This is a genomic window from Arthrobacter sp. P1_D4 (assembly GCF_056406115.1).
Map to the genome: position 1 here is coordinate 101,826 of NZ_JBFUAU010000002.1, position 19,085 is coordinate 120,910.

A 19,085-nucleotide genomic window follows, 5' to 3' on the forward strand; every position below is an offset into this window, starting at 1 on the left:
GTCAGTTCGATGATTCGAGGTCGCGGCAGGCCCGGTACAGGTCCTTCCACTCCGGCCTGTTCCGGACGACGGTTTCCAGGTACTCCTGCCAGATCACACGGTCCTGGACGGGGTCTTTGACCACTGCGCCCACCAGGCTGGCCGCCACATCCGGGGCCCGGACGGTGCCGTCACCGAAGTGGGCGGCGAGGGAGAGCCCGTTCGTCATCACCGAGATGGCCTCTGCCGTCGACAGGGTCGCTGAGGGCGATTTGATTGTTGTGCGCTGGTCCTGCGTTACTCCGGCGCGCAGTTCCCGCATGACGGTGACCACCCGCCGGACTTCGGAGAGAGCTCCCAGATCAGCCGGAAGCTCCAGGGCAGTGCCCAGGCTGCGGACGCGGGTGGTGACGATCTCGATCTCCTGCTCGATGCTGTCCGGGAGCGGCAGCACCACGGTGTTGAAGCGGCGGCGCAATGCCGACGACAGATCGTTGACGCCCTTGTCTCGGTTGTTGGCCGTCGCGATGATGTTGAAGCCCTTGCGGGCCTGGACCTCTGCATTGAGTTCGGGGATCGGCAGGGTCTTCTCGCTGAGGATCGTGATCAGCGAGTCCTGCACGTCGGACGGGATCCTGGTCAGTTCCTCCACCCGTACCAGGCTCCCTGCCTCCATCGCGCGCATCACCGGTCCCGGGACCAGGGCCGCCCGGGACGGGCCGTCCGAGAGCAGCCGGGCATAGTTCCAGCCGTACCGCAGTGCCTCTTCCGGCGTGCCTGCGGTGCCCTGCACCACGAGGGTAGAGGCTCCCGAAATGGCCGCGGCCAGGTGCTCTCCCAGCCAGGTTTTCGCGGTGCCCGGCAGGCCAAGCAACAGCAGCGCGCGGTCTGTGGCAAGCGATGCGACGGCGATTTCGACCAGCCGCGCGGAACCCAGGTATTTTGGTGTGATCTGTACGCCGTTCGGCAGGGTGCCCCCGAGGATATAGGTGGTCACCGCCCACGGAGACAGCTGCCAACTGGGCGGCCGGTGCCGGTCGTCAACAGCCGTCAACGCGCTGAGCTCCTCAGCGTAGGCGTTTTCGGCATGGGCGCGGAGGACATCGGGGGCGGTCGGGGCGTCGTTCATTGAAAAGCCTCCGTCAGGGATTGTCGGAATGATTGGTATTGAACGGCATCACGAAGCACGCGGCGCCGGGCGGCGTCTGCGTCTGGATGCTCAAGCAGGCGCCGGGCTTGTTCGGCGGCCTCGGGCGGCAGCGCCGCAGGCAGGGTGTCGGCGAGCATGGTTGCCAGCTGGCCGCCGTTCTTGGCGTTGATCTGCTCAAGCACGGCTTCAGCCAGGGGGCGTCCCCATGGTCTTGGCATGTCGCGCAGCGGTTGAACGAGTGTCCAGGGGTTTGCCGTGCCGCCGCGCAGGTGCCGGACGAGCGTGTCCTCGCGCTCGGCGGCGGGCAGGCAATTCAGCAGCCGCAGGTCCGTGCGGACGTCGAGCAGCGCACGCACCCAGTCAAGGTCGGCCCGCAGCGCAGCGGTGGTGACGATCGTTTCGAGGGCGCGGGGTTCGCCCTTCAGCAGCGCCACGCTCGCCGCTGGCGTACGGCCGGCCGCCGTCGTCCAAACATCGAGGGGGGCACCCCTGATGATGGCGTCGAGCCGGCCCAGCCGGTCGGGTTCACCACTGCGTGGGGCCGGCGCGATCCCGTCGCGCAGTCCTGCCGCGTCCGGCTCAGGCGGGAGGTCGATCTCGAATTGCTTGCGCAACAATCCTTTGAAGCGAAGCAGCGGCCGCAGCCTGGCAGCCATGCGGACCGCGCGGGCGCTCTCAGGGAGCCGGTCCAGTAGGGCGGCGGCTACCTCCCGCACGCTCTTTGCGGTGTCGTCAAGGGCCCGCTCCAGCAACTCCTCGTCATCTGCCCGCAGGTTCGCGGCCAGGGTGGCCAGATGGGCGGCGCGCTCCCGGGCACCGAGCGTATCCCAATGCGTGACCAGCAGCTCGCGGGCGGCGGCCGGATTACTACGGCGACGCCGTTCCAGTTCCGTCGTGGCGTCAGCACTGTTCAACTCTGCCCAGTCGGTCGTCATCGCCGGACGCGGATCGGCGCCCCCGGCCGTTAGGTCCTGAAGCCAGCGGCCCCGGGTTCCGATCGCAGGATGTAAATGCTCCGCCACGCTGGATTTTGCCTCTGCCAACATCAGCAGGCTGGGCAGCAGCCGGTGCGGAACACGCCGTCCGGAAGCCTCGGCAAGCAGCAGCCAATCGACCACCAGCAGGCTTCGGAGTTCCAGCCCGACGGGCGGCTGGGTGAGCAGCAGGTCCAGCAGGCGGCAGGCCTCGCCCGGGGCCTCGGGCGCATCGTCCGGTGGGGCCGGACGAGGGACATCTGGAGCGTCCATAGAAGTGGAAGGCCGGGCAGCGCGGGTGACTGCATCGGCCATGGCTGCTTGGTCCAGCAGTGACTCCTCGCCGGAGACGCCATCCGGCGGGCGGACACCCAATTCCACAGGCGGAAACGGGGCCGGGTGGCGCGCGGTGCCAACGAGTGCCGCCGTTTGAAGCTCGGCCAGCCAAGTCATGGGGTTACCACCGCTCCACCGACGACTGCGGACAGAGGCCGGAAGCGGCCCTCCTCCAGTTCGCCGAACAGGTCCACAGGGTGGCCGCCGGTCAGGGCCAACAGGGAATCCAGGGGCGCGTCGACCAGGGGGAGTGCGTTGCCGGATCCGTCCCGGAGCCAGCCGTAATTGCCAGGGCAGATGCGCACCCCGCTCAACAGGACCGGGTGACGCTCACACCACGGGGAGAGTGCCACCGCCGCCGATTCAATTTCCAACGCTTGCGCAATGTTCCCACCCTCGCCGAGGCTGGCCGCCAGTCCTTGCGGGGCTACGGGCCCGGTGAACATTGCCCGCCGGGGCCCGGAGCCGGGATACCGCGCGACGGTGACATCCAGCATCGCACCCGCGAGCTGAGGCGTCGCCAGAGCGTCACTGTGGGCAGCAAAATCGAGTACCACGATGATCGTTCCGTCGGGGGCGCGAAGCCAGGTCCGCTGTTGCTGGAGCCGGCCGTCGTCGCTGCGGTGAGTGCCAAGCACCAGCCACGGACCGTGCAGCGCTTCGGTGCCCTCAACTTCGGCGGTGGGCACCGCCCAGCCGACGGCCACCCGGAGATCGGCGAGCTCGTCGGGAGTCAGGGTGTCCCGTTTGCGCCACGCCTTGGTCAGCGCCCACCAGCGCCCGGCCCGCAGAAGCAGGTGAACGCCCCAGTCGGTCCGTGCGTGCACATCTGATCCCATCGCCCGCACCTGGGCGGCTAAACCCGGAAGCTGGGCATCGACAAGGCGCCCCGCCACGCCGTCCCACCATGAATACGGCTGGGTGCGGGCCGACGCCAGGCCGGTCCGCACCAGGTCCGTCAGCCACCGGGCAAAGTCGTCAATCCCCGCATCCATCAATGCCAGCCGGTCGGCCAGTCGCTTGGCCTGTGCCGCCGGATCCACAACCGGCTCGGACTGGCGCCGCTCGCGCACGGCGGTCCGCTCTGCCCGCTGGGAGGCCCACTCCTGCGCGAAGGCGGCTGTCTCCGCGGCGGCGTCGGCCGCCTCGCCCCGCGTCCACATAAGCAGCAGCGCCAGGGCATGCTTGCAAGGGAACTTCCGGCTCGGGCAGGAGCATCGATAGGCAGGAGCGGCGACATCAATGCTCACTTGGTAGGGAGTCTTTCCGCTGCCTTGGCATTTGCCCCAGACCAGGACGTCGTTGCTCCCCGTGTCGGACCAGGGGCCGGGATGTGCCAGCTTGCGGGCGGCCGTCAGCGACGATGGGTCGGGCGCGGCGCTGATCACCCGCTCCTCGCTCCAACGCCCCATGAAGCACATTGTGCCCGATGTCACAGATACCGCAAGGGAGGCAGAACGGTGTGGCGGCGGCGCACCACGCCGGTAAACGGTCAGTGACGCCCTACACGGTGTCCGGCCGCTGATCTCCCTTGTGGCTCCGCAGATTCTCCTGCACCTTGCCGAACAAATCCTTGATGGTCGTCTCCGTATTGGTGAGCATGTCCGGCTGGACGTAGACCTGTTGGGCGGGAGGCAGGCTGTAGTGGGAGGCCAGGCCACCCGCGCTGTCCACCCCCGCCAGCGCGATGGTCACACCACCCTCTTTGCGCGCAATGGCGCCAATCCGGCCGAAGACCACTGTAAATTCGTCCGGCTGGAAGCTCACGGTCAGTCCGACATGTGTCCGGTTAAGGTCACTTGCCGTGACGGCCTTCTCGTTCCCGGTCCCTGCATAGTTCATGTCGATCTCCCGGATAGCTGGTGGCGTTGTAAGCGAGCAGTCTACGTCCGGGACCGGAGACGGGGTAGGGACCCGCCGGCTGCCCGATACCGGACCGGTCCCGGCGTGGGGGAGAATGCGTTCATGACCAAAGACGATCTCCGGCCTGTCTACTTCCTTTCGGACAGCACCGGCATCACCGCGGAAACGCTCGGCAACACCTTGCTGACGCAGTTCCCCGCGAACCACTTTGACCGCATAACGGTCCCCTTCATCACCACGGTCGAACAGGCCAGGACGGTGGTCGGGACGATCGACAAACTGGCCGCCGCGGGCCTGCAGCCGATCGTCTTTTCCACCGCGGTAAGCAGCGATATCCGCCAGGTCCTGGGTACGTGCCAGGGAATCATCGTGGATCTCATCGGGGCACATGTCGGACAGCTGGAGCAGGCCCTCGGTTCGCCGGCCAGCGGCGAACCCGGCAGGGCCCATGGCCTGGGCAATGCGGAGCGGTATCAATCCCGGATGGCCGCCGTCGAATACGCCATGGAACACGACGACGGCCAAAGCCTGCGGGCGCTCGAAAAGGCCCAAGTCATCCTGGTGGCGCCGTCCCGCTGCGGAAAAACGCCCACCACCATGTACCTGGCCCTACAGCACGGCATTTTCGCCGCCAACTTCCCGCTGGTGGACGAAGACTTTGAACGCGAAGGGCTCCCCAAGCCGCTGAGGCCTTTCGTTGAGAAGTGTTTCGGGCTCTCCTCCAACCCCCTGCGCCTGAGCCAGATCCGCACCGAACGGCGCCGGGGTTCACCCTACGCGTCGCTGCGGCAGTGCGGCTTCGAGCTGCGCAGCGCCGAGCAGCTGTACGTCTCCCATAGGATTCCGTACCTGAATTCGGCCACGGTGTCCGTCGAGGAAATGGCGGCAACCATCCTGCAGCGGATGAACCTCAAGCATTAGGGAAAAGTTTCACAAACTTAGTGTGGCGCACGTCATGTGGAAAGTGCGCTGGAGACCTGTCACTGTGGACAGGACTTGCGCCCATCAACCGGCCATCGCCGCAAGCGGGGCGGCGCACTTGCATGCCATCATCTGCAAAGGAGCAGTAACTATGACGACAGACATCCTGTGGTTCTCAGAACTCGGACTCAAGGACCTGGACCGGGTGGGCGGAAAGAACGCCTCCCTCGGTGAGATGGTGCAGAACCTGACCTCCGCCGGCGTCCAGGTTCCCGACGGCTTCGCCACCACCGCGGATGCCTACCGCAACTTCCTGGCGGATTCGGGCCTTGACCAGAAGATCGCCGACCGGCTGGTCGGCCTGGACACCGATGACGTCACCGCCCTGGCAGCCGCCGGGCAGGAGATCCGGGCCCTCATGCGCAAGACGCCCTTCCTGCCTGACTTCGAAGCGCAGATCCGGAACTCCTACCAGCAGCTGGTGGACAAGCACGGCGGGTCTGAGGACCTGTCCTGGGCCGTCCGTTCCAGCGCCACGGCCGAAGACCTCCCCGATGCCTCCTTCGCCGGGCAGCAGGAAACCTTCCTGAACGTCCGCGGCATCGAGAACATCCTGCTCGCCATCAAGGACGTGTTCGCGTCCCTCTACAACGATCGGGCGATCGCCTACCGGGTGCACCACAAGTTCGAGCACGCCGAGGTGGCGCTCTCGGCCGGCATCCAGCGCATGGTGCGCTCCGACGTCGGCGCCTCCGGCGTCATGTTCACCATGGACACGGAGTCCGGGTTCCAGGACGCCGTGTTCGTCACGTCCTCCTACGGCCTCGGCGAGGCCGTCGTCCAGGGCGCCGTCAACCCCGACGAGTTCTACGTGTACAAGCCCGCGCTGCAGGCCGGCCGGCCCGCCATCCTCAAGCGAGGACTGGGCGAGAAGGCCCTGCAGATGACCTACACGAGCAGCCGCGAAATCGGCCGCACCATCGACTTCGTGCCGGTTGAGGCGTCCCTGCGGAACCGCTTCAGCCTCACTGACGACGACGTCGAGCAGCTCGCCCGGCACGCCGTCGCCATCGAGAACCACTACGGCCGCCCCATGGACATCGAATGGGGCAAGGACGGGATCGACGGCGGCCTGTACATCCTGCAGGCGCGCCCGGAGACCGTGCAGTCCCGCCGGGCCTCCGGCAGCCTGAGCCGGTTCCGGCTCAACGGGACCGGCCGGGTGCTGGTCGAGGGCCGCGCCATTGGCCAGCGCATCGGCGCCGGCAGCGTCCGCATCCTCACCGCGATCGACCAGATGGCCGCCTTCAAAACCGGTGATGTCCTCGTCGCCGACATGACCGACCCGGACTGGGAACCGATCATGAAGCGTGCCTCCGCCATCGTGACCAACCGCGGCGGGCGCACATGCCACGCGGCCATCATTGCCCGCGAACTGGGGATTCCCGCCGTCGTCGGGACCGGGGACGCCACCGACGCGCTCTCCGACGGACTCGACGTGACCGTATCCTGCGCCGACGGTGAAACCGGCGTGATCTACGAAGGACTCCTGGACTTCAGCGTCGAGGAAACCGAGATCACCCAGCTGCCCGAGGCCCCCGTCAAGGTCATGATGAACGTCGGCACCCCGGAGCAGGCTTTCACGTTCGCGCAACTGCCCAACCACGGAGTGGGCCTGGCCCGGCTCGAATTCATCATCAACCGCCAGATCGGCATCCACCCCAAGGCACTGCTGAACCTCGACGAGCAGCCGGCGGACGTCGCCGCGGAAATCCGTGAGCGCATCGCCGCGTACGAGAGCCCGCGCGACTACTACATCAAGCGTCTGGCCGAGGGCGTGTCCACCATCGCGGCGGCCTTCGCGCCGGAACCTGTGATTGTGCGCATGTCCGACTTCAAGTCCAACGAGTACGCCAACCTGATCGGCGGACCCGCCTACGAGCCGCACGAAGAGAACCCGATGATCGGCTTCCGCGGCGCCTCACGCTACCTCGAGCCGTCCTTCCGGGACTGCTTCGACCTCGAGTGTGAGGCCCTGTCCTTTGTCCGCAACGAAATGGGCCTGACCAACGTCAAGCTGATGATCCCGTTCGTGCGGACCCTGGATGAGGCCCGCGGCGTTATTGAACTGCTGGGGGAGAACGGCCTCACCCGCGGCGAGAACGGCCTCGAGGTGATCATGATGTGCGAGATCCCATCCAACGCGCTGCTCGCCGACGAGTTCCTGGACTACTTCGACGGGTTCTCCATCGGCTCCAACGATATGACCCAGCTGGCCCTGGGCCTGGACCGGGACTCCGCGATTGTCTCGGGCGGCTTCGATGAACGCGATCCGGCCGTCAAGAAGCTCCTGAGCATGGCCATCGCGGCCTGCAAGGCGCGCGGCAAATATGTCGGCATCTGCGGCCAGGGTCCGAGCGACCACGCGGACTTCGCCGAGTGGCTGGTCGCGGAAGGCATCGATTCGGTCTCCTTGAACCCCGACACCGTGGTGGACACCTGGCTGCGCCTTGCCGGCTCCACAGCCGGCCCGGCCGTCGAGGCAGGCGTCGGCGCCGGGGCGAACTGACGGCCGCGGCGCCCAAGTAAAGACAGGCCGGACACCCGCCGGGCAGCACGGACTGAGAATTCCAGACTGTGCTGCCCGGGCGGCCGTTCAGGCGTTGGATGCCAAGTTTTAGCGCGCTACAACGAGCGCCTGCGGGGCTGCCTGCTTCATCCGGGTCTGCAACCAGCGCAGCTGGACGGCTGTTTCGCCGTCGCAGCGGGACACGACGTCAAGGAGTTCCCGGTCGCGGAGCGCCGAGCCGGCCTGTTTGACCATGGCCCAGGTGACATCGACGAGGCTCGCCAGGAGATAGAGGTCCTGGAGGTCGCGCAGCAGGCCCACCGGACCCTGCCGCGTTGCGGACAGCCCTTCGGCATGGATCCGTTCGGGCTCGTTATCTGAGCGGTCCTCGCCGTAGCGCTGAACGACGGGGAGCAGCAGCCGGCTGTGCTCCTCACACTGCGTTGCCAGCGTATGGCACAGGAAGTGCACGTCGGGCTCGGCGGCGTGGCCGGCTGCCACTTGGCGGAAAGACTCCGCGAGGGCCTGTTCGGCCTTACGGAGCATTCCCAGATAGATTTTCAGGTTCATGGCGTTCCTCCCTGCGGGCCGCGCCGGACCGCATCGGGAAAGCGGGGCGGAGAGCCGCCGACCCGTTCTGTGGCTTCGGCGTCTTTGCCTCCAGCGGTCGGCCGTATGGATCGTGGCCCAGCGGCAGCAGCCGGGCGCGATGCCGTCGTGGTGGGTGCCGGGGCGGGACCGGTGGCGTCACTGATCTTCTCGACACTCACGGCGGCATTCTTGAAGACGGGCTGTTTGGACACGGGATCCCACTCCGTGATCGTGAGTTCATTGGCAGCCGTCGGGTGTTCTGCGGGGGCACCGTCCTGGTCCCAATAGCCATAGTGAAACGGTGCGAAGACGGTGCCGTTTCGGATGTCGCTGACGCGGGCAGGGACCTCGATCCGGCCCCGCCGCGACGTCACCTTGACGAGGTCGCCTTCCCGGATTCCCAGCCGGCCGGCGTCGTCCGGGCTGATTTCCACCCACGCGGTTGGGGCCGCGCTTGTCAGTACCCGGGATCTTCCGGTTTTGGTCCTCGTGTGGAAGTGGTAGGCGGTCCGGCCGGTCGTATACCGGAACGGGTAGCGGCCGTCGGGCTCCTCATGCGGGGGACGGTAGTCCGCCGCTTTCAGGATGGCGCGCCCGCCCGGCGCCTGGGCTCGGAATGCTTCCGGACCGGCGGTGGCGCCGGTGAGGAGATCGTGGCCGTAGCTTTCGCAGTAGTCAGGGTCGGTGGGGAAGATGCCATCCTCGTAGAGCCGTTCCCTGCCCTCCGGATTCGCGGTGTTGCACGGCCACGGGATGCCGCTGCCGCCGCGGAGCCTGTCATAGGTGATGCCGGTATAGTCGCAGGGCCGGCCGCGGGAACATTCCTTCCACGCCTCGAAGGCCTCCTCAGGGCCCGCCCACGGCAACAGGGGTTCCCCGCGTAACGTGGTGAAGCCCATGCGGCGGGCGTAATCGAGGAAAATGTCCAGGTCGCTGCGTGCCTCCCCGGGCGGCTCCACGGCCTTGTCCGAGAGGTGGACGGTCCGGTTGGCGTTCGTGAAGGTACCGGTCTTTTCGCCCCACCCGGCGGCGGGAAGCACGACATCGGCGAGCTGCGCCGTCTCTGTGAGGTACAGATCCTGGACCACGAGGAACAGCCCGGGCTTGGCCAGGATGTTCCGGATCCTAGGGAGTTCGGGCATGGACACGGCTGGGTTGGTTGCCGAAATCCAGAGGAATTCGATCGAGCCCTGTTCGGCGTAGCGGAAGATCTGCATGGCGTGGGTCGGGGGAGCCCAGTGCGGGATGGTCAGCGGGTCCACGTCCCACAGCGCCGCGAGTTCCGCGATGTGGTTCGCGTTTTCCCAGTTCCGGAAGCCGGGGAGATCGCCGTCTGCCCCGCATTCGCGGTTGTTCTGGGCCGTTGGCTGGCCGTTCATCTGCAGAATCCCGCACCCTGGCCGGCCCAGCAGCCCCCGCAGCAGGTGGAGGTTGTTGACCTGGCACGACGCCGCGGTGGCCTGGGCGGACTGGTAGAAACCCTGAAGGACAGTGGAGAGCACCCGCGATGAGGTGCCGAAGATCCTCGCAGCTTCCCTGATGCCGGCGGCGTCCACATCGCAGACCGCTGCGGCCGCTTCAGCCGTCCATGGCTCGACCGCGGCCCTGAGTTCGTCCAGGCCGAGAGTATGCGCCTGCACGTACTCCCGGTCGGCCCAGCCGTTGGCCAGGACTTCACGGACCAGTGCGTTCATCAGGGCGAGATTGGTACCGGGCCGGACAGCCAGATGAACGTCCGCGTACTTGGCAACCTCGGTGTCGCGGGGGTCGACGCAGACGAGCCTGGGCCGGTCCGGTCCCGCAATGCGGTCACGCACACGCGACCACAGCACGGTCTGCGTTTCGGCCATGTTGTGCCCGTAAAGAAAGATCGCGTCGCAGCTGTCGATGTCCGCATAGGTTCCGGGCTGGCCATCCGCCCCGAAAGACTCCTTCAACGCTGCAGCCGCCGTCGCCGTGCAAAGGCGGGTATTGCCGTCCATGTGGGGAGTGCCAATCCCAGCCTTGCCGAGGACGGCAAGGGCGTAGTATTCCTCGAGGAACAGCTGGCCGCTGGTGTAGAAACCATGGCTGAGGGGTCCCCGTTCCTCCAGCAGCTGCCGGCCCCGCTGGGTGATCCGGTCCATCGCGGTATCCCAGTCGCATTCGATGAGCCGGCCGTTCTCGCGGATCAAAGGCCGTGTGAGCCGGTCTTTCCCGGACATCCCCTGCCAGCTTGCAAAGAGGCCCTTGGGCCCAAGCCGGCCATGGTTGACCAGATCCCCTGCGCGGCCACGGATCCCGACCATGGCGCCGTCCTTTACGGCGATGTCGCACGCGCAGCCGTTGCTGCACAGCACGCAGGCAGATTGAACCCACCGGTCCACGTCGCCCTCGGTGACGGTCGCATCCAGAGCCTGGTCCACCCGCACCGGCCACAGGCCGTCCTTCGGATAGGGGGTTCGTGTGCCCCAAATCTCGGCAATCCGGTCAACCACTCTCATCCTCCTGTTCAGCTGCCCCGCACGTTAGGAGCGGTACCCCTGCAGTCGCCGGACCCGGCACAGCCGGCCGCCCCGGCTGGTGGCGAGACCACGCGGCCATTGAGGTGCGGGTCCCCTTGTAGAAACATCGACCCGAGCACCAGATTTATCAGCATGCTTGGCAGCAGTCCAGTGTTTTCCGAAGAGCCCCGTCCTGGCATCCCACTGCTGTGTTTCGCGCCTCGGGGGTTCCGAGAAGGGACTCGAGAAGGAAGGGGCATTGAATTATAAGTAGACTTATGTTTTCCTGCTTCTAAGTCCTGCCACGGGCTAGACCAGAATCCATGTTCAAAGGGACCACTGACATGGCTGACTCCAGGAAAATTCCGGCTCCGCACGGGCAAATCCGCCAGGCTTTCGAGAACCGGCTTGTCCTTGATTACTTGGATCTCGCTGAGTCCCTGGCGGCACGCTTCGCCGGCCGGGGCCACGAGCGGGAAGACCTGATCCAGGTGGCCTATCTGGGACTCGTCAAGGCGGCTAGGGCGTTCGACGAATCCAGAGGCACCACCTTCCCGGGTTTTGCCGCCCCCACCATCACCGGGGAATTGAAACGCTATCTGCGCGACCGCTGCTGGGTCGTCCGGCCCCCGCGGCGCATACAGCTCCTCCGTGCCGAACTCCTGCGCACTGAGCCGGCCCTGGCGCAGACCCTCGGCCGCACCCCCACTCCTGCGGAGCTGGCGCGGGAACTTGGTGTAACGGTCGAGTCCGTCCTGGAGGCAGCGGCAGCTGTTTCCAGCATGCGCCCCGATTCGCTCGATAGTTCCGACGGCCGCGGTGACGCACCGCCGGCCGCGGAAGAACCGGCGGTGCAGGAGCCGGGATTTGAGCGGCTTGAGGAGGTGATGTGCCTGACCCGGGTCATCGCCGAGCTCTCCGCCCCGGAGAGGGCGCTCTTGTACCGGCGCTATTTTTGCGGGGAGAGCCAAACGGAGTTGGGCAGGAGATTTGGAGTGTCGCAGATGCAAATCTCGCGCCGGCTCTCACGGGTGCTCGTGCAACTGCAGCGGCGGCTCACGGAAACGGAATCTCAGAGCAACCCCAGCCCACGGACCGCTTCGAGCACATCGTGAACAGAGACACCCAAAAGCGCAGGATCCGGGTCCCCGGCAAAGGGGTCGCCGCGCCGCAGTTCGGCTTTGGTCAAGGTGATGTGCGGCCCCGGCGGGGGGCCCCATTCCGCCGGCGTGGCTGGCCCGAAGAGCACAACGGAGGGCCGCCGGTAGGCCGACGCGAGGTGGGCCGCACCCGTGTCAGCCGAGATGACCAGGCGGGCGCCGGCAATCAGAGCCGCGAATTCCCCCAGCGGTTGGCGGCCTGCAAGGACGGCATCGGCCCGGAACCGGGCCCCGCTGGCAACTTCCGAGGCGCGGCCCCGCTCCGCGGCGCTGCCTGTGAAGAGCACGCTGTGCCCGGCGTCCCGCAGGAGTCCAGCAACCTCGGCGAACCGTCCGGCAGGCCACAACCGGCTGCCGTAGGCAGCGCCCACATGGACCACTGTGGCCCCCGGCTGCGGCGTCGGGACGGCCGGGGCGGCCAGGCGCAGATCCTCGGCGTCGGCGTCGATTCCATGCCATTGCAGTAGCCGCGTCCAGCGTTCGCGCTGGTGGATGCCCTCCACCCAAGCCGGCCCGGAACCAGCACCGGCGCCCGCTTCGTGGGCGATCACCCGGTTGGCCAGGAGCGCTTCAATCCGGGATTGGCTCTCGGGGCCGCGGCCGTGGAGGTTTACCGCAACGTCCACGCTCCCGGGTTTCAGTGCCAGTGGCTCATTTAGCCCTTCCGCCGTCAACAGTTCAAAACCCCCGACCAGCTCTACCGCCTCGCCGAGCCAGCTCGGTGCCGCGTACAGCCGGCGGTGGTTGGGGTACGCGCGGCTCAGGGCGTGCAGAGCCGGGACGGCAACCAGCAGATCGCCGAGCTGCAGCGCCCGTAGGACCAGCAGTACCGGCCTTCCATCTTCTCGAAATCCGCCCATCGTGGCCGCCCTTCCGAGTTCGCCTGATTTCGGATTTTAGTCCGGAGATGGACCCGCCGGGCGTTTAGCTGGACTGATATCGGGGAACAAGGCACTTATGGGACCTTTTGCCCGACCACCGCTGAGGGCCGTACTGTTCGATCGGGACGGCACCCTGATCCGTGACGTGCCATACAATGGCGATCCCAAGTTGGTGGAACCGATGCCTCACGCCAGGGACGTGCTGCAAACCCTTCGGTCCATGGGAATTGCCGTAGGCGTCGTGAGCAACCAATCGGGGATAGGCCGCGGGATCCTGACCACGGAGCAGGTTGCAGCGGTCAATCTTCGGGTTGAGCAGCTCCTGGGACGATTCGATGTCTGGGAACTGTGTCCGCACCGGCCCCAGGACGGCTGCTACTGCCGGAAGCCGGCACCCTTCATGATTTGCGGGGCGTGCCGCCGGTTGGGAATCACTACCGCCGAGGCCGCGTACATTGGCGACATTGGAGCTGACGTTGAGGCGGCCCGCGCGGCGGGTGCCCGCGGCGTCATGGTCCCCACGCCCCTGACACGACCGGCGGAAGTTGACGCTGCTCCAGAGGTCGCTGTGGATCTTCGTTCCGCGTTGTGCCTTTTGATGAAGGCACCGTCCGGACGGGCCGCCTCGTGAGCCGCGTCCTGGTGGCTCGGCTGGACGGGGTCGGCGATGTCCTGCTGGCGGGGCCAGCGATCCGCGCAGTCGCGCACGGACGGCATCCGGATGGCGGGGCGCCGAACGATGTCATCCTGTTATGTGGCCCCCAAGGAGAACCAGCTGCGTCCCTCCTGCCTGGCGTGTCCGAGGTCTACAGCTGGAGTTGCCCGTGGATCGTGAAGCCTGCTCCACGAGTAGCTGGGCCCCATCTGGAAGCCCTGACATCGTTCGTGAGGGACTCCAGGGTCACCGAGGCCGTCATTTTGACTTCCTTCCATCAGTCTCCCTTGCCGCTGGCCTTGTTGCTGCGGCTTGCCGGAGTCGGACGGATCACGGGAGCTTCAGTGGATTATGCCGGCACTCTGATGGACGTTCGGCTCAGGCCCGGTGAGGATTTTCCCGAAGACCAGCCTGAAGCCGAACGTGCGCTCGGCATCGCCCAGGCAGCCGGCTTTACCTTGCCCCGCGGAGATTCCGGGAAGCTCCGGGTGCAGGATTATCCCGATGTCCGGGATCTGGTGGGGGAGGAGCCCTATGTCGTGGTCCACCCCGGGGCGTCCGCCTCCGCACGGGCGTGGCCCCCGTTGCATCACGCCGCGGCCGTAGAACTGCTCGAAGGGGCAGGACACCGGGTAGTGGTGACAGGAGGGCCCGGAGAAACGGGCCTGACGGCAACAGTCGCCGGCCCATCCGCCTTGGACCTGGGCGGCCGCACGGACCTGAGGGCCCTAGCCGGTGTGCTTGCCGGAGCCGAAGCCCTGGTTACCGGAAACACAGGGCCCGCTCACCTCGCCGCCGCTCTGGGTACACCGGTGGCATGCCTGTTCTCGCCCGTGGTGCCCGCGATCCGATGGGCCCCCTACGGCGCGCCCCTGGAGATCCTCGGCGACCAGAACGCACCTTGCAAACTCAGCCGTGCCACTGAGTGCCCGGTCCCGGGCCATCCTTGCCTGTCGACTGTGGCTCCCGAACAGCTCGTGGATGCAGTGGAACGACTGATCGGCGGCGTGTCCTCGCTATCCACCCGCCGAAAGGTGCGTCACCCATGAGAATCCTGCTCTGGCACGTACATGGATCCTGGACGGACGCGTTCGTCCGCGGCGCCCATGAGTACCTCCTGCCGGTCCTGCCCGAACGGGGGCCATGGGGTATGGGCCGGGCAGGCCGGCCCTGGCCGACCTCTGTCCGCGAAGTCCGGCTCGACGACCTTGATGCCGACAGTGTGGATGCTGTGGTGCTGCAACGGCCGGAGGAACTGGGCGAGGTGACCCGCGTCTTGGGCCGACGGCCCGGGAAAGATCTGCCGGCAGCCTATGTAGAGCACAACACACCCAAGGGGAACGTGCCGAATTCGGTGCATCCGCTGGCAGACCAGCAGTTCATCCCCATAGTCCACGTCACGCATTTCAATGAACTGTTCTGGGATAACGGCGCCGCGCCCACGCTCGTGATTGAGCACGGCATCCCTGATCCCGGGCATACCTACACCGGGGAGATTCCGGAGCTGGCAGCCGTCATCAACGAGCCCGTCCGGCGGTGGCGGGTGACCGGCTCGGACCTCCTGGACCGCTTTACTGCGGCGGCGCCCTTGCGGGTATTTGGCATGGGCGCCAACGGGTTGCGGGCCGCCGTCGCGTTGCCGCCCCAAAGGCTCACGATCTGCGGAGATCTGCCCACGCCCGAGCTGCACCGGGAAATGTCCCGTTGCCGCGTCTACCTCCACCCCTTCCGCTGGACCTCTCTTGGCCTGGCACTTCTCGAGGCCATGCACCTCGGCATGCCCGCAGTAGCGCTGGCGACGACAGAGGCGATACGCGCACTGCCGCCGGAAGCGGGAGCGATCTCAACCGACGTCGACGAACTCGTGCGCACCGCGAGGGTGCTCATCGAGGACCCGCAGGAAGCAAGACGGCGTGGTGACATTGCCCGCGAGGTGGCCCTGGACCGGTATGGCCTCCAGGCCTTCCTCGCTGCCTGGGATGTCCTGCTGGGGGATGTGACCGACCCGCGCTTCCGCACCGGCCGGCTCCTTAGTCCAACTCAAGAAGGGAAGAACCAGTGAAAGTTTCAATGGTTTCCGAGCACGCCAGCCCCCTGGCCGCCCTCGGCGGAGTTGATGCAGGTGGGCAGAACGTCCACGTGGCGGCCCTGTCGGCCGCCCTGGCGAGGCGCGGCCACAACGTCACGGTGTACACCAGGCGGGACTCAGCGGACCTGCCGGGCAGGGTCCGGATCTCCCCGCGGCTGGAAGTGGTCCACGTCCAGGCCGGCCCATCAATTCCGGTACCCAAGGACGAACTCCTTCCCTTCATGGGGGAACTGGCGAACGGATTGGCACGCGATTGGGAGCGGCGCCCACCTGATCTGGTGCACGGGCACTTCTGGATGTCCGGCGTGGCAGCACTTGACGCGGCGCGGCGCAAGCCGGGCGGCAGCGCCCACCTCCCGGTGCTCCAGACCTTCCACGCCCTCGGCACAGTCAAACGCCGCCATCAGGGCCGAGCGGACACCAGCCCCGTTGAGAGGCAATGGCTGGAGCCGTCTGTCGGCCAAGGTGCCGACCGGATCATCGCCACGTGCTCCGACGAAGCCTTCGAGCTCAAAGCGATGGGGATTCCTCCGGAGAAGATCTCGATAGCCCCATGCGGGGTCGATCTGGATCTCTTTACCGGTTCCGGACCCGCCGACAAACGCAACAGGACCCACCGAATCCTGTCTGTCGGACGTCTTGTGCCCCGAAAGGGCGTCGACGTGGTCATCCGGGCACTGCCGCTGCTGATGGACGCCGGATTTGCCGACGTCGAACTCCTGATCGTTGGCGGCGGAGGCGATGCCACAGCGACTGAGTCAGACGCCGAAGCCCGCCGCCTGCTGGCCATCGCTGCGGAACTCGGTGTCCGGGAGCACGTCATCTTCCGTGGACAAGTGCCCCGGGAGGCCATGCCGGAGATCTTCCGCAGCGCAGACGCCGTCGCGTGTACGCCGTGGTACGAACCGTTCGGCATCGTGCCCCTCGAAGCCATGGCTTGCGGCGTCCCGGTGGTCGCCTCGGCCGTGGGCGGCCTCAGGGACACCGTAGTGGACGGCGGCACTGGCCTGCACGTTCCGCCTTTGGACCCCGGGGCCACCGCTGCTGCGCTCGCCCGGCTGCTGTCCGATAAGGGGCTGCGGGAGGAGCTGGGCCGCGCAGGCCAGCAGCGCGCACGGGCCCGCTACAGCTGGGACCGGGTGGCGGCCGAGACTGAGAAGGCCTATCTGCAGACCCTCACCGGAAACGCTACGGCCCGGCGGCTGGGCGCCGCCGGCCAAGTGCACGCCGCGGAAGGAGCAGTGCTGTGACTATCGAGCCGCCGCTTACGCAGGCACAAATCACATCCCGATCGGTCCCGTGGGCCGGCCTGGTGTCGTCAGCGGTTCATGGTGGCGAAAGCGCGGACACCAAGACTCGTCCTGACTCGGTCGCAGCAGTCCAGGCGCACCTGGGATGTGTGTTGCCGTCCCTGGAATCGTTACTGAGCCAGTCCCCGACACTGGCTGCCTGGGGCGAGGAACTTGCCCGGCGGCTGCTGGGCGGAAACCGCCTGCTTGCCGCCGGGAACGGCGGTTCCGCGGCGGAGGCCCAGCATCTCACGGCCGAGCTGGTGGGACGTTTCGACGCCGAAAGGGCGCCGTTCTCCGCCATTTCGCTGCACGCCGAGACCTCCGCGGTGACAGCCATCGCCAATGATTACGGCTTCGAGGAGCTGTACGCCCGGCAAGTGCGGGCGCACGGCCGCCCCCGGGACATCCTGATGCTGCTGTCTACAAGCGGAAAAAGCCCCAACCTCCTCCGCGCGGCCGAGGCTGCCGCCCGGGTGGGCGTCACGACGTGGGCTATGACCGGCCGGGGGCCGAACCCCCTGTCGCTCAGTTGCGATGAAGCGATTGCCATCGACGGGCCCGCAGCCAACGTCCAGGAGTGCCATCTGATCGCCTTGCACGCAATGTGTCGGGCGTTCGACGCCGAGATCCATCGACTGGACCGGCACGACCAGCAGCAACGGGGCAGGCGATGACGATCGCGGTGGTGGGTGACGTGCTGCTCGACGTTGACCTTGACGGTTCGGCGACCCGGCTCTGCCCGGACGGGCCGGTGCCCGTCGTGGACGTCGCGGCCGTCAGAGCGAGAGCCGGGGGTGCCGGGCTCGTGGCCCGGATGCTGAGCAATGACGGCCACCAGGTGTGCCTCGTGACCGCACTCGGCCGGGACGAACCAGGCCATCGGCTTCTGGAACAGCTGAGCGGCATCACCGTGGTCGCCGGCCCGTCAGGAGCGCCGACCCCGGTCAAGACCCGCCTTCGGGCAGGAGGGCACCCGGTGGCCCGGTTTGACGAAGGTTGCCAGTGCCGGCCCCTGCCGGAAGTGACGCCAGACATGCTCCAGGCACTGGAGGGAGCCGGGGCCGTGGTCGTGGCGGACTACGGCCGCGGCCTGACATCGAACCGTGCCCTGCGCACTGCACTCGAACGCCTCGCCCGGGACATCCCCGTCATCTGGGATCCGCACCCGGCCGGAGCCGATCCTGTTCCAGGGGTCGCCGTCGTGACACCAAACCACTCCGAGGCCTCCAACATCGCGGCCGCCCTGAGGGCCAGGGAGTCGGCGGCTCCGTTCCCGGAGGCAGGGACGGACTCGATGGCGGGGACCGGTGAACTCGCGGGCAAGCTGTTGCGGCATTGGCGCAGCAGGGCCGTCCTCGTCACACAGGGCGGACAGGGAGCGACCCTCGTACGGGAGTCGTCACCCGCGCCTGTTCAGCTCCCGGCGCCGCGGACCGCTGTGGCTGATGCTTGCGGTGCGGGCGACAAGCTCGCGGCCAGTCTGGCGGTCCACCTTATGGCCGGAGGGGGGCTCGAAGATTCCTGCCGTCGAGCGGTCAGCGAGGCCTCTTCATTCCTGGCTACAGGCGGCGTTGCCGCCCTGGCGTCGGCGCCTCCGCCACTTCCCTTCCCGGTACAGGAAACTGACCCGCTGGACTGGGTCCGCAGGGTGCGGCAAAACGGTGGAACCGTGGTTGCGACCGGCGGGTGCTTCGACATCCTGCACGCCGGACACGCCCGCACCCTCGCAGCAGCCAGAGCCCTGGGCGACTGCCTCGTCGTCTGCCTGAACTCAGATGCCTCGGCCCGCCGCATCAAGGGGGCAAGCCGTCCCATCATGGGCGAACACGACAGGTCCGAGCTGCTGCTTTCCCTCGAAAGCGTGGACGCCGTAGTGGTGTTTGACGAGGACACCCCGGAACGGTGCCTTGAACGGCTGCGCCCGGACATCTGGGTGAAGGGCGGTGACTACGACGCAGAACAACTGCCCGAGTCCGCCTTGGTGGAGAGCTGGGGAGGCCGGTGCCTTACCGTTCCCTACCACCCTGCCCGCTCCACGACCCTGCTCGCCGCGGCGCTCGCCCGCGTGGGCTGACCCAGCGGCAAATGGTCAGATCATCTGAATCCAATTCCCGTGAATCCAAACCGGCCAGGTATTGGCCG

General features: G+C 67.1%; 16 protein-coding genes. 9 read left to right on the forward strand and 7 right to left on the reverse strand.

The annotated features are described in order from the left end of the window. Position 1: 1 nt before the first annotated feature. From AC1D0A_RS01390 to AC1D0A_RS01405, 4 genes are all read right to left on the reverse strand, one after another. Positions 2-1,108 carry an ATP-binding protein gene (locus tag AC1D0A_RS01390; protein ID WP_028276622.1) on the reverse strand — a complete coding sequence of 369 codons (1,107 nt, stop codon included), beginning with the start codon at positions 1,106-1,108 and terminating at the stop codon, positions 2-4. After that, positions 1,105-2,556: a DUF5691 domain-containing protein gene (locus tag AC1D0A_RS01395; protein ID WP_476943943.1), complete on the reverse strand. Its 1,452-nt coding sequence runs from the start codon at positions 2,554-2,556 to the stop codon at positions 1,105-1,107. Before AC1D0A_RS01395 ends, AC1D0A_RS01390 begins: the two co-directional genes overlap by 4 nt. Continuing rightward, positions 2,553-3,851, reverse strand: coding sequence for an SWIM zinc finger family protein (locus AC1D0A_RS01400; RefSeq protein ID WP_243177906.1), 1,299 nt, complete (start codon positions 3,849-3,851; stop codon positions 2,553-2,555). Before AC1D0A_RS01400 ends, AC1D0A_RS01395 begins: the two co-directional genes overlap by 4 nt. 91 nt (positions 3,852-3,942) lie before the next feature. After that, positions 3,943-4,281, reverse strand: a complete 339-nt coding sequence (locus AC1D0A_RS01405) for a hypothetical protein (protein ID WP_243177905.1) — start codon at positions 4,279-4,281, stop codon at positions 3,943-3,945. A 123-nt stretch (positions 4,282-4,404) separates the two neighbouring features. Here AC1D0A_RS01405 and AC1D0A_RS01410 point away from each other — a divergent pair, with 123 nt between their 5' ends. Together AC1D0A_RS01410 and ppsA are read left to right on the forward strand one after the other, a co-directional pair. Then, complete coding sequence (locus AC1D0A_RS01410) at positions 4,405-5,223, forward strand: pyruvate, water dikinase regulatory protein (RefSeq protein ID WP_243177904.1); 819 nt, start codon at positions 4,405-4,407, stop codon at positions 5,221-5,223. 151 nt (positions 5,224-5,374) lie between these two features. Continuing rightward, positions 5,375-7,792 (forward strand): phosphoenolpyruvate synthase, encoded by a 2,418-nt coding sequence (gene ppsA, locus AC1D0A_RS01415; protein ID WP_476945031.1) that lies wholly within the window; start codon positions 5,375-5,377, stop codon positions 7,790-7,792. A gap of 108 nt (positions 7,793-7,900) precedes the next feature. Here the strand turns inward: ppsA and AC1D0A_RS01420 are convergent, their stop codons facing one another. Both AC1D0A_RS01420 and AC1D0A_RS01425 read right to left on the reverse strand, forming a co-directional pair. Further along, complete coding sequence (locus tag AC1D0A_RS01420; RefSeq protein ID WP_476943946.1) at positions 7,901-8,362, reverse strand: hypothetical protein; 462 nt, start codon at positions 8,360-8,362, stop codon at positions 7,901-7,903. Then, on the reverse strand, positions 8,359-10,866 hold the full coding sequence (locus AC1D0A_RS01425; RefSeq protein ID WP_476945032.1) for a molybdopterin oxidoreductase family protein: 2,508 nt from the start codon (positions 10,864-10,866) through the stop codon (positions 8,359-8,361). Before AC1D0A_RS01425 ends, AC1D0A_RS01420 begins: the two co-directional genes overlap by 4 nt. Before the next feature lie 344 nt (positions 10,867-11,210). Here AC1D0A_RS01425 and AC1D0A_RS01430 point away from each other — a divergent pair, with 344 nt between their 5' ends. Further along, the gene (locus tag AC1D0A_RS01430; RefSeq protein ID WP_243177900.1) at positions 11,211-11,981 is read left to right on the forward strand and encodes a sigma-70 family RNA polymerase sigma factor; all 771 of its coding nucleotides are present in this window, start codon (positions 11,211-11,213) and stop codon (positions 11,979-11,981) included. On the opposite strand, the gene AC1D0A_RS01435 is transcribed toward AC1D0A_RS01430, so the two are convergent. Beyond that, a complete protein-coding gene (locus AC1D0A_RS01435) occupies positions 11,939-12,886 on the reverse strand; it encodes a glycosyltransferase family 9 protein (RefSeq protein WP_476945033.1) in 948 nt (315 codons plus the stop codon). The two genes, AC1D0A_RS01430 and AC1D0A_RS01435, sit on opposite strands and share 43 nt — an antisense overlap. A 97-nt stretch (positions 12,887-12,983) precedes the next feature. Between AC1D0A_RS01435 and AC1D0A_RS01440 the strand changes: the two genes are divergently transcribed. From AC1D0A_RS01440 to AC1D0A_RS01465, 6 genes are all read left to right on the forward strand, one after another. After that, entirely contained in the window at positions 12,984-13,538 is a 555-nt protein-coding gene (locus AC1D0A_RS01440; RefSeq protein ID WP_476945034.1) for a D-glycero-alpha-D-manno-heptose-1,7-bisphosphate 7-phosphatase, read from the forward strand. After that, entirely contained in the window at positions 13,535-14,611 is a 1,077-nt protein-coding gene (locus AC1D0A_RS01445) for a glycosyltransferase family 9 protein (protein ID WP_243178001.1), read from the forward strand. The genes AC1D0A_RS01440 and AC1D0A_RS01445 overlap by 4 nt, the downstream gene beginning before the upstream one ends. Further along, positions 14,608-15,624 carry a glycosyltransferase gene (locus tag AC1D0A_RS01450; RefSeq protein WP_243177897.1) on the forward strand — a complete coding sequence of 339 codons (1,017 nt, stop codon included), beginning with the start codon at positions 14,608-14,610 and terminating at the stop codon, positions 15,622-15,624. The genes AC1D0A_RS01445 and AC1D0A_RS01450 overlap by 4 nt, the downstream gene beginning before the upstream one ends. Continuing rightward, complete coding sequence (locus AC1D0A_RS01455) at positions 15,621-16,901, forward strand: glycosyltransferase (protein ID WP_243177896.1); 1,281 nt, start codon at positions 15,621-15,623, stop codon at positions 16,899-16,901. The genes AC1D0A_RS01450 and AC1D0A_RS01455 overlap by 4 nt, the downstream gene beginning before the upstream one ends. 62 nt (positions 16,902-16,963) lie before the next feature. After that, positions 16,964-17,617 carry a D-sedoheptulose-7-phosphate isomerase gene (locus tag AC1D0A_RS01460; RefSeq protein WP_439954083.1) on the forward strand — a complete coding sequence of 218 codons (654 nt, stop codon included), beginning with the start codon at positions 16,964-16,966 and terminating at the stop codon, positions 17,615-17,617. Next, on the forward strand, positions 17,614-19,017 hold the full coding sequence (locus AC1D0A_RS01465; RefSeq protein ID WP_243177894.1) for a PfkB family carbohydrate kinase: 1,404 nt from the start codon (positions 17,614-17,616) through the stop codon (positions 19,015-19,017). Before AC1D0A_RS01460 ends, AC1D0A_RS01465 begins: the two co-directional genes overlap by 4 nt. The last annotated feature ends 68 nt before the right edge of the window (positions 19,018-19,085 follow it).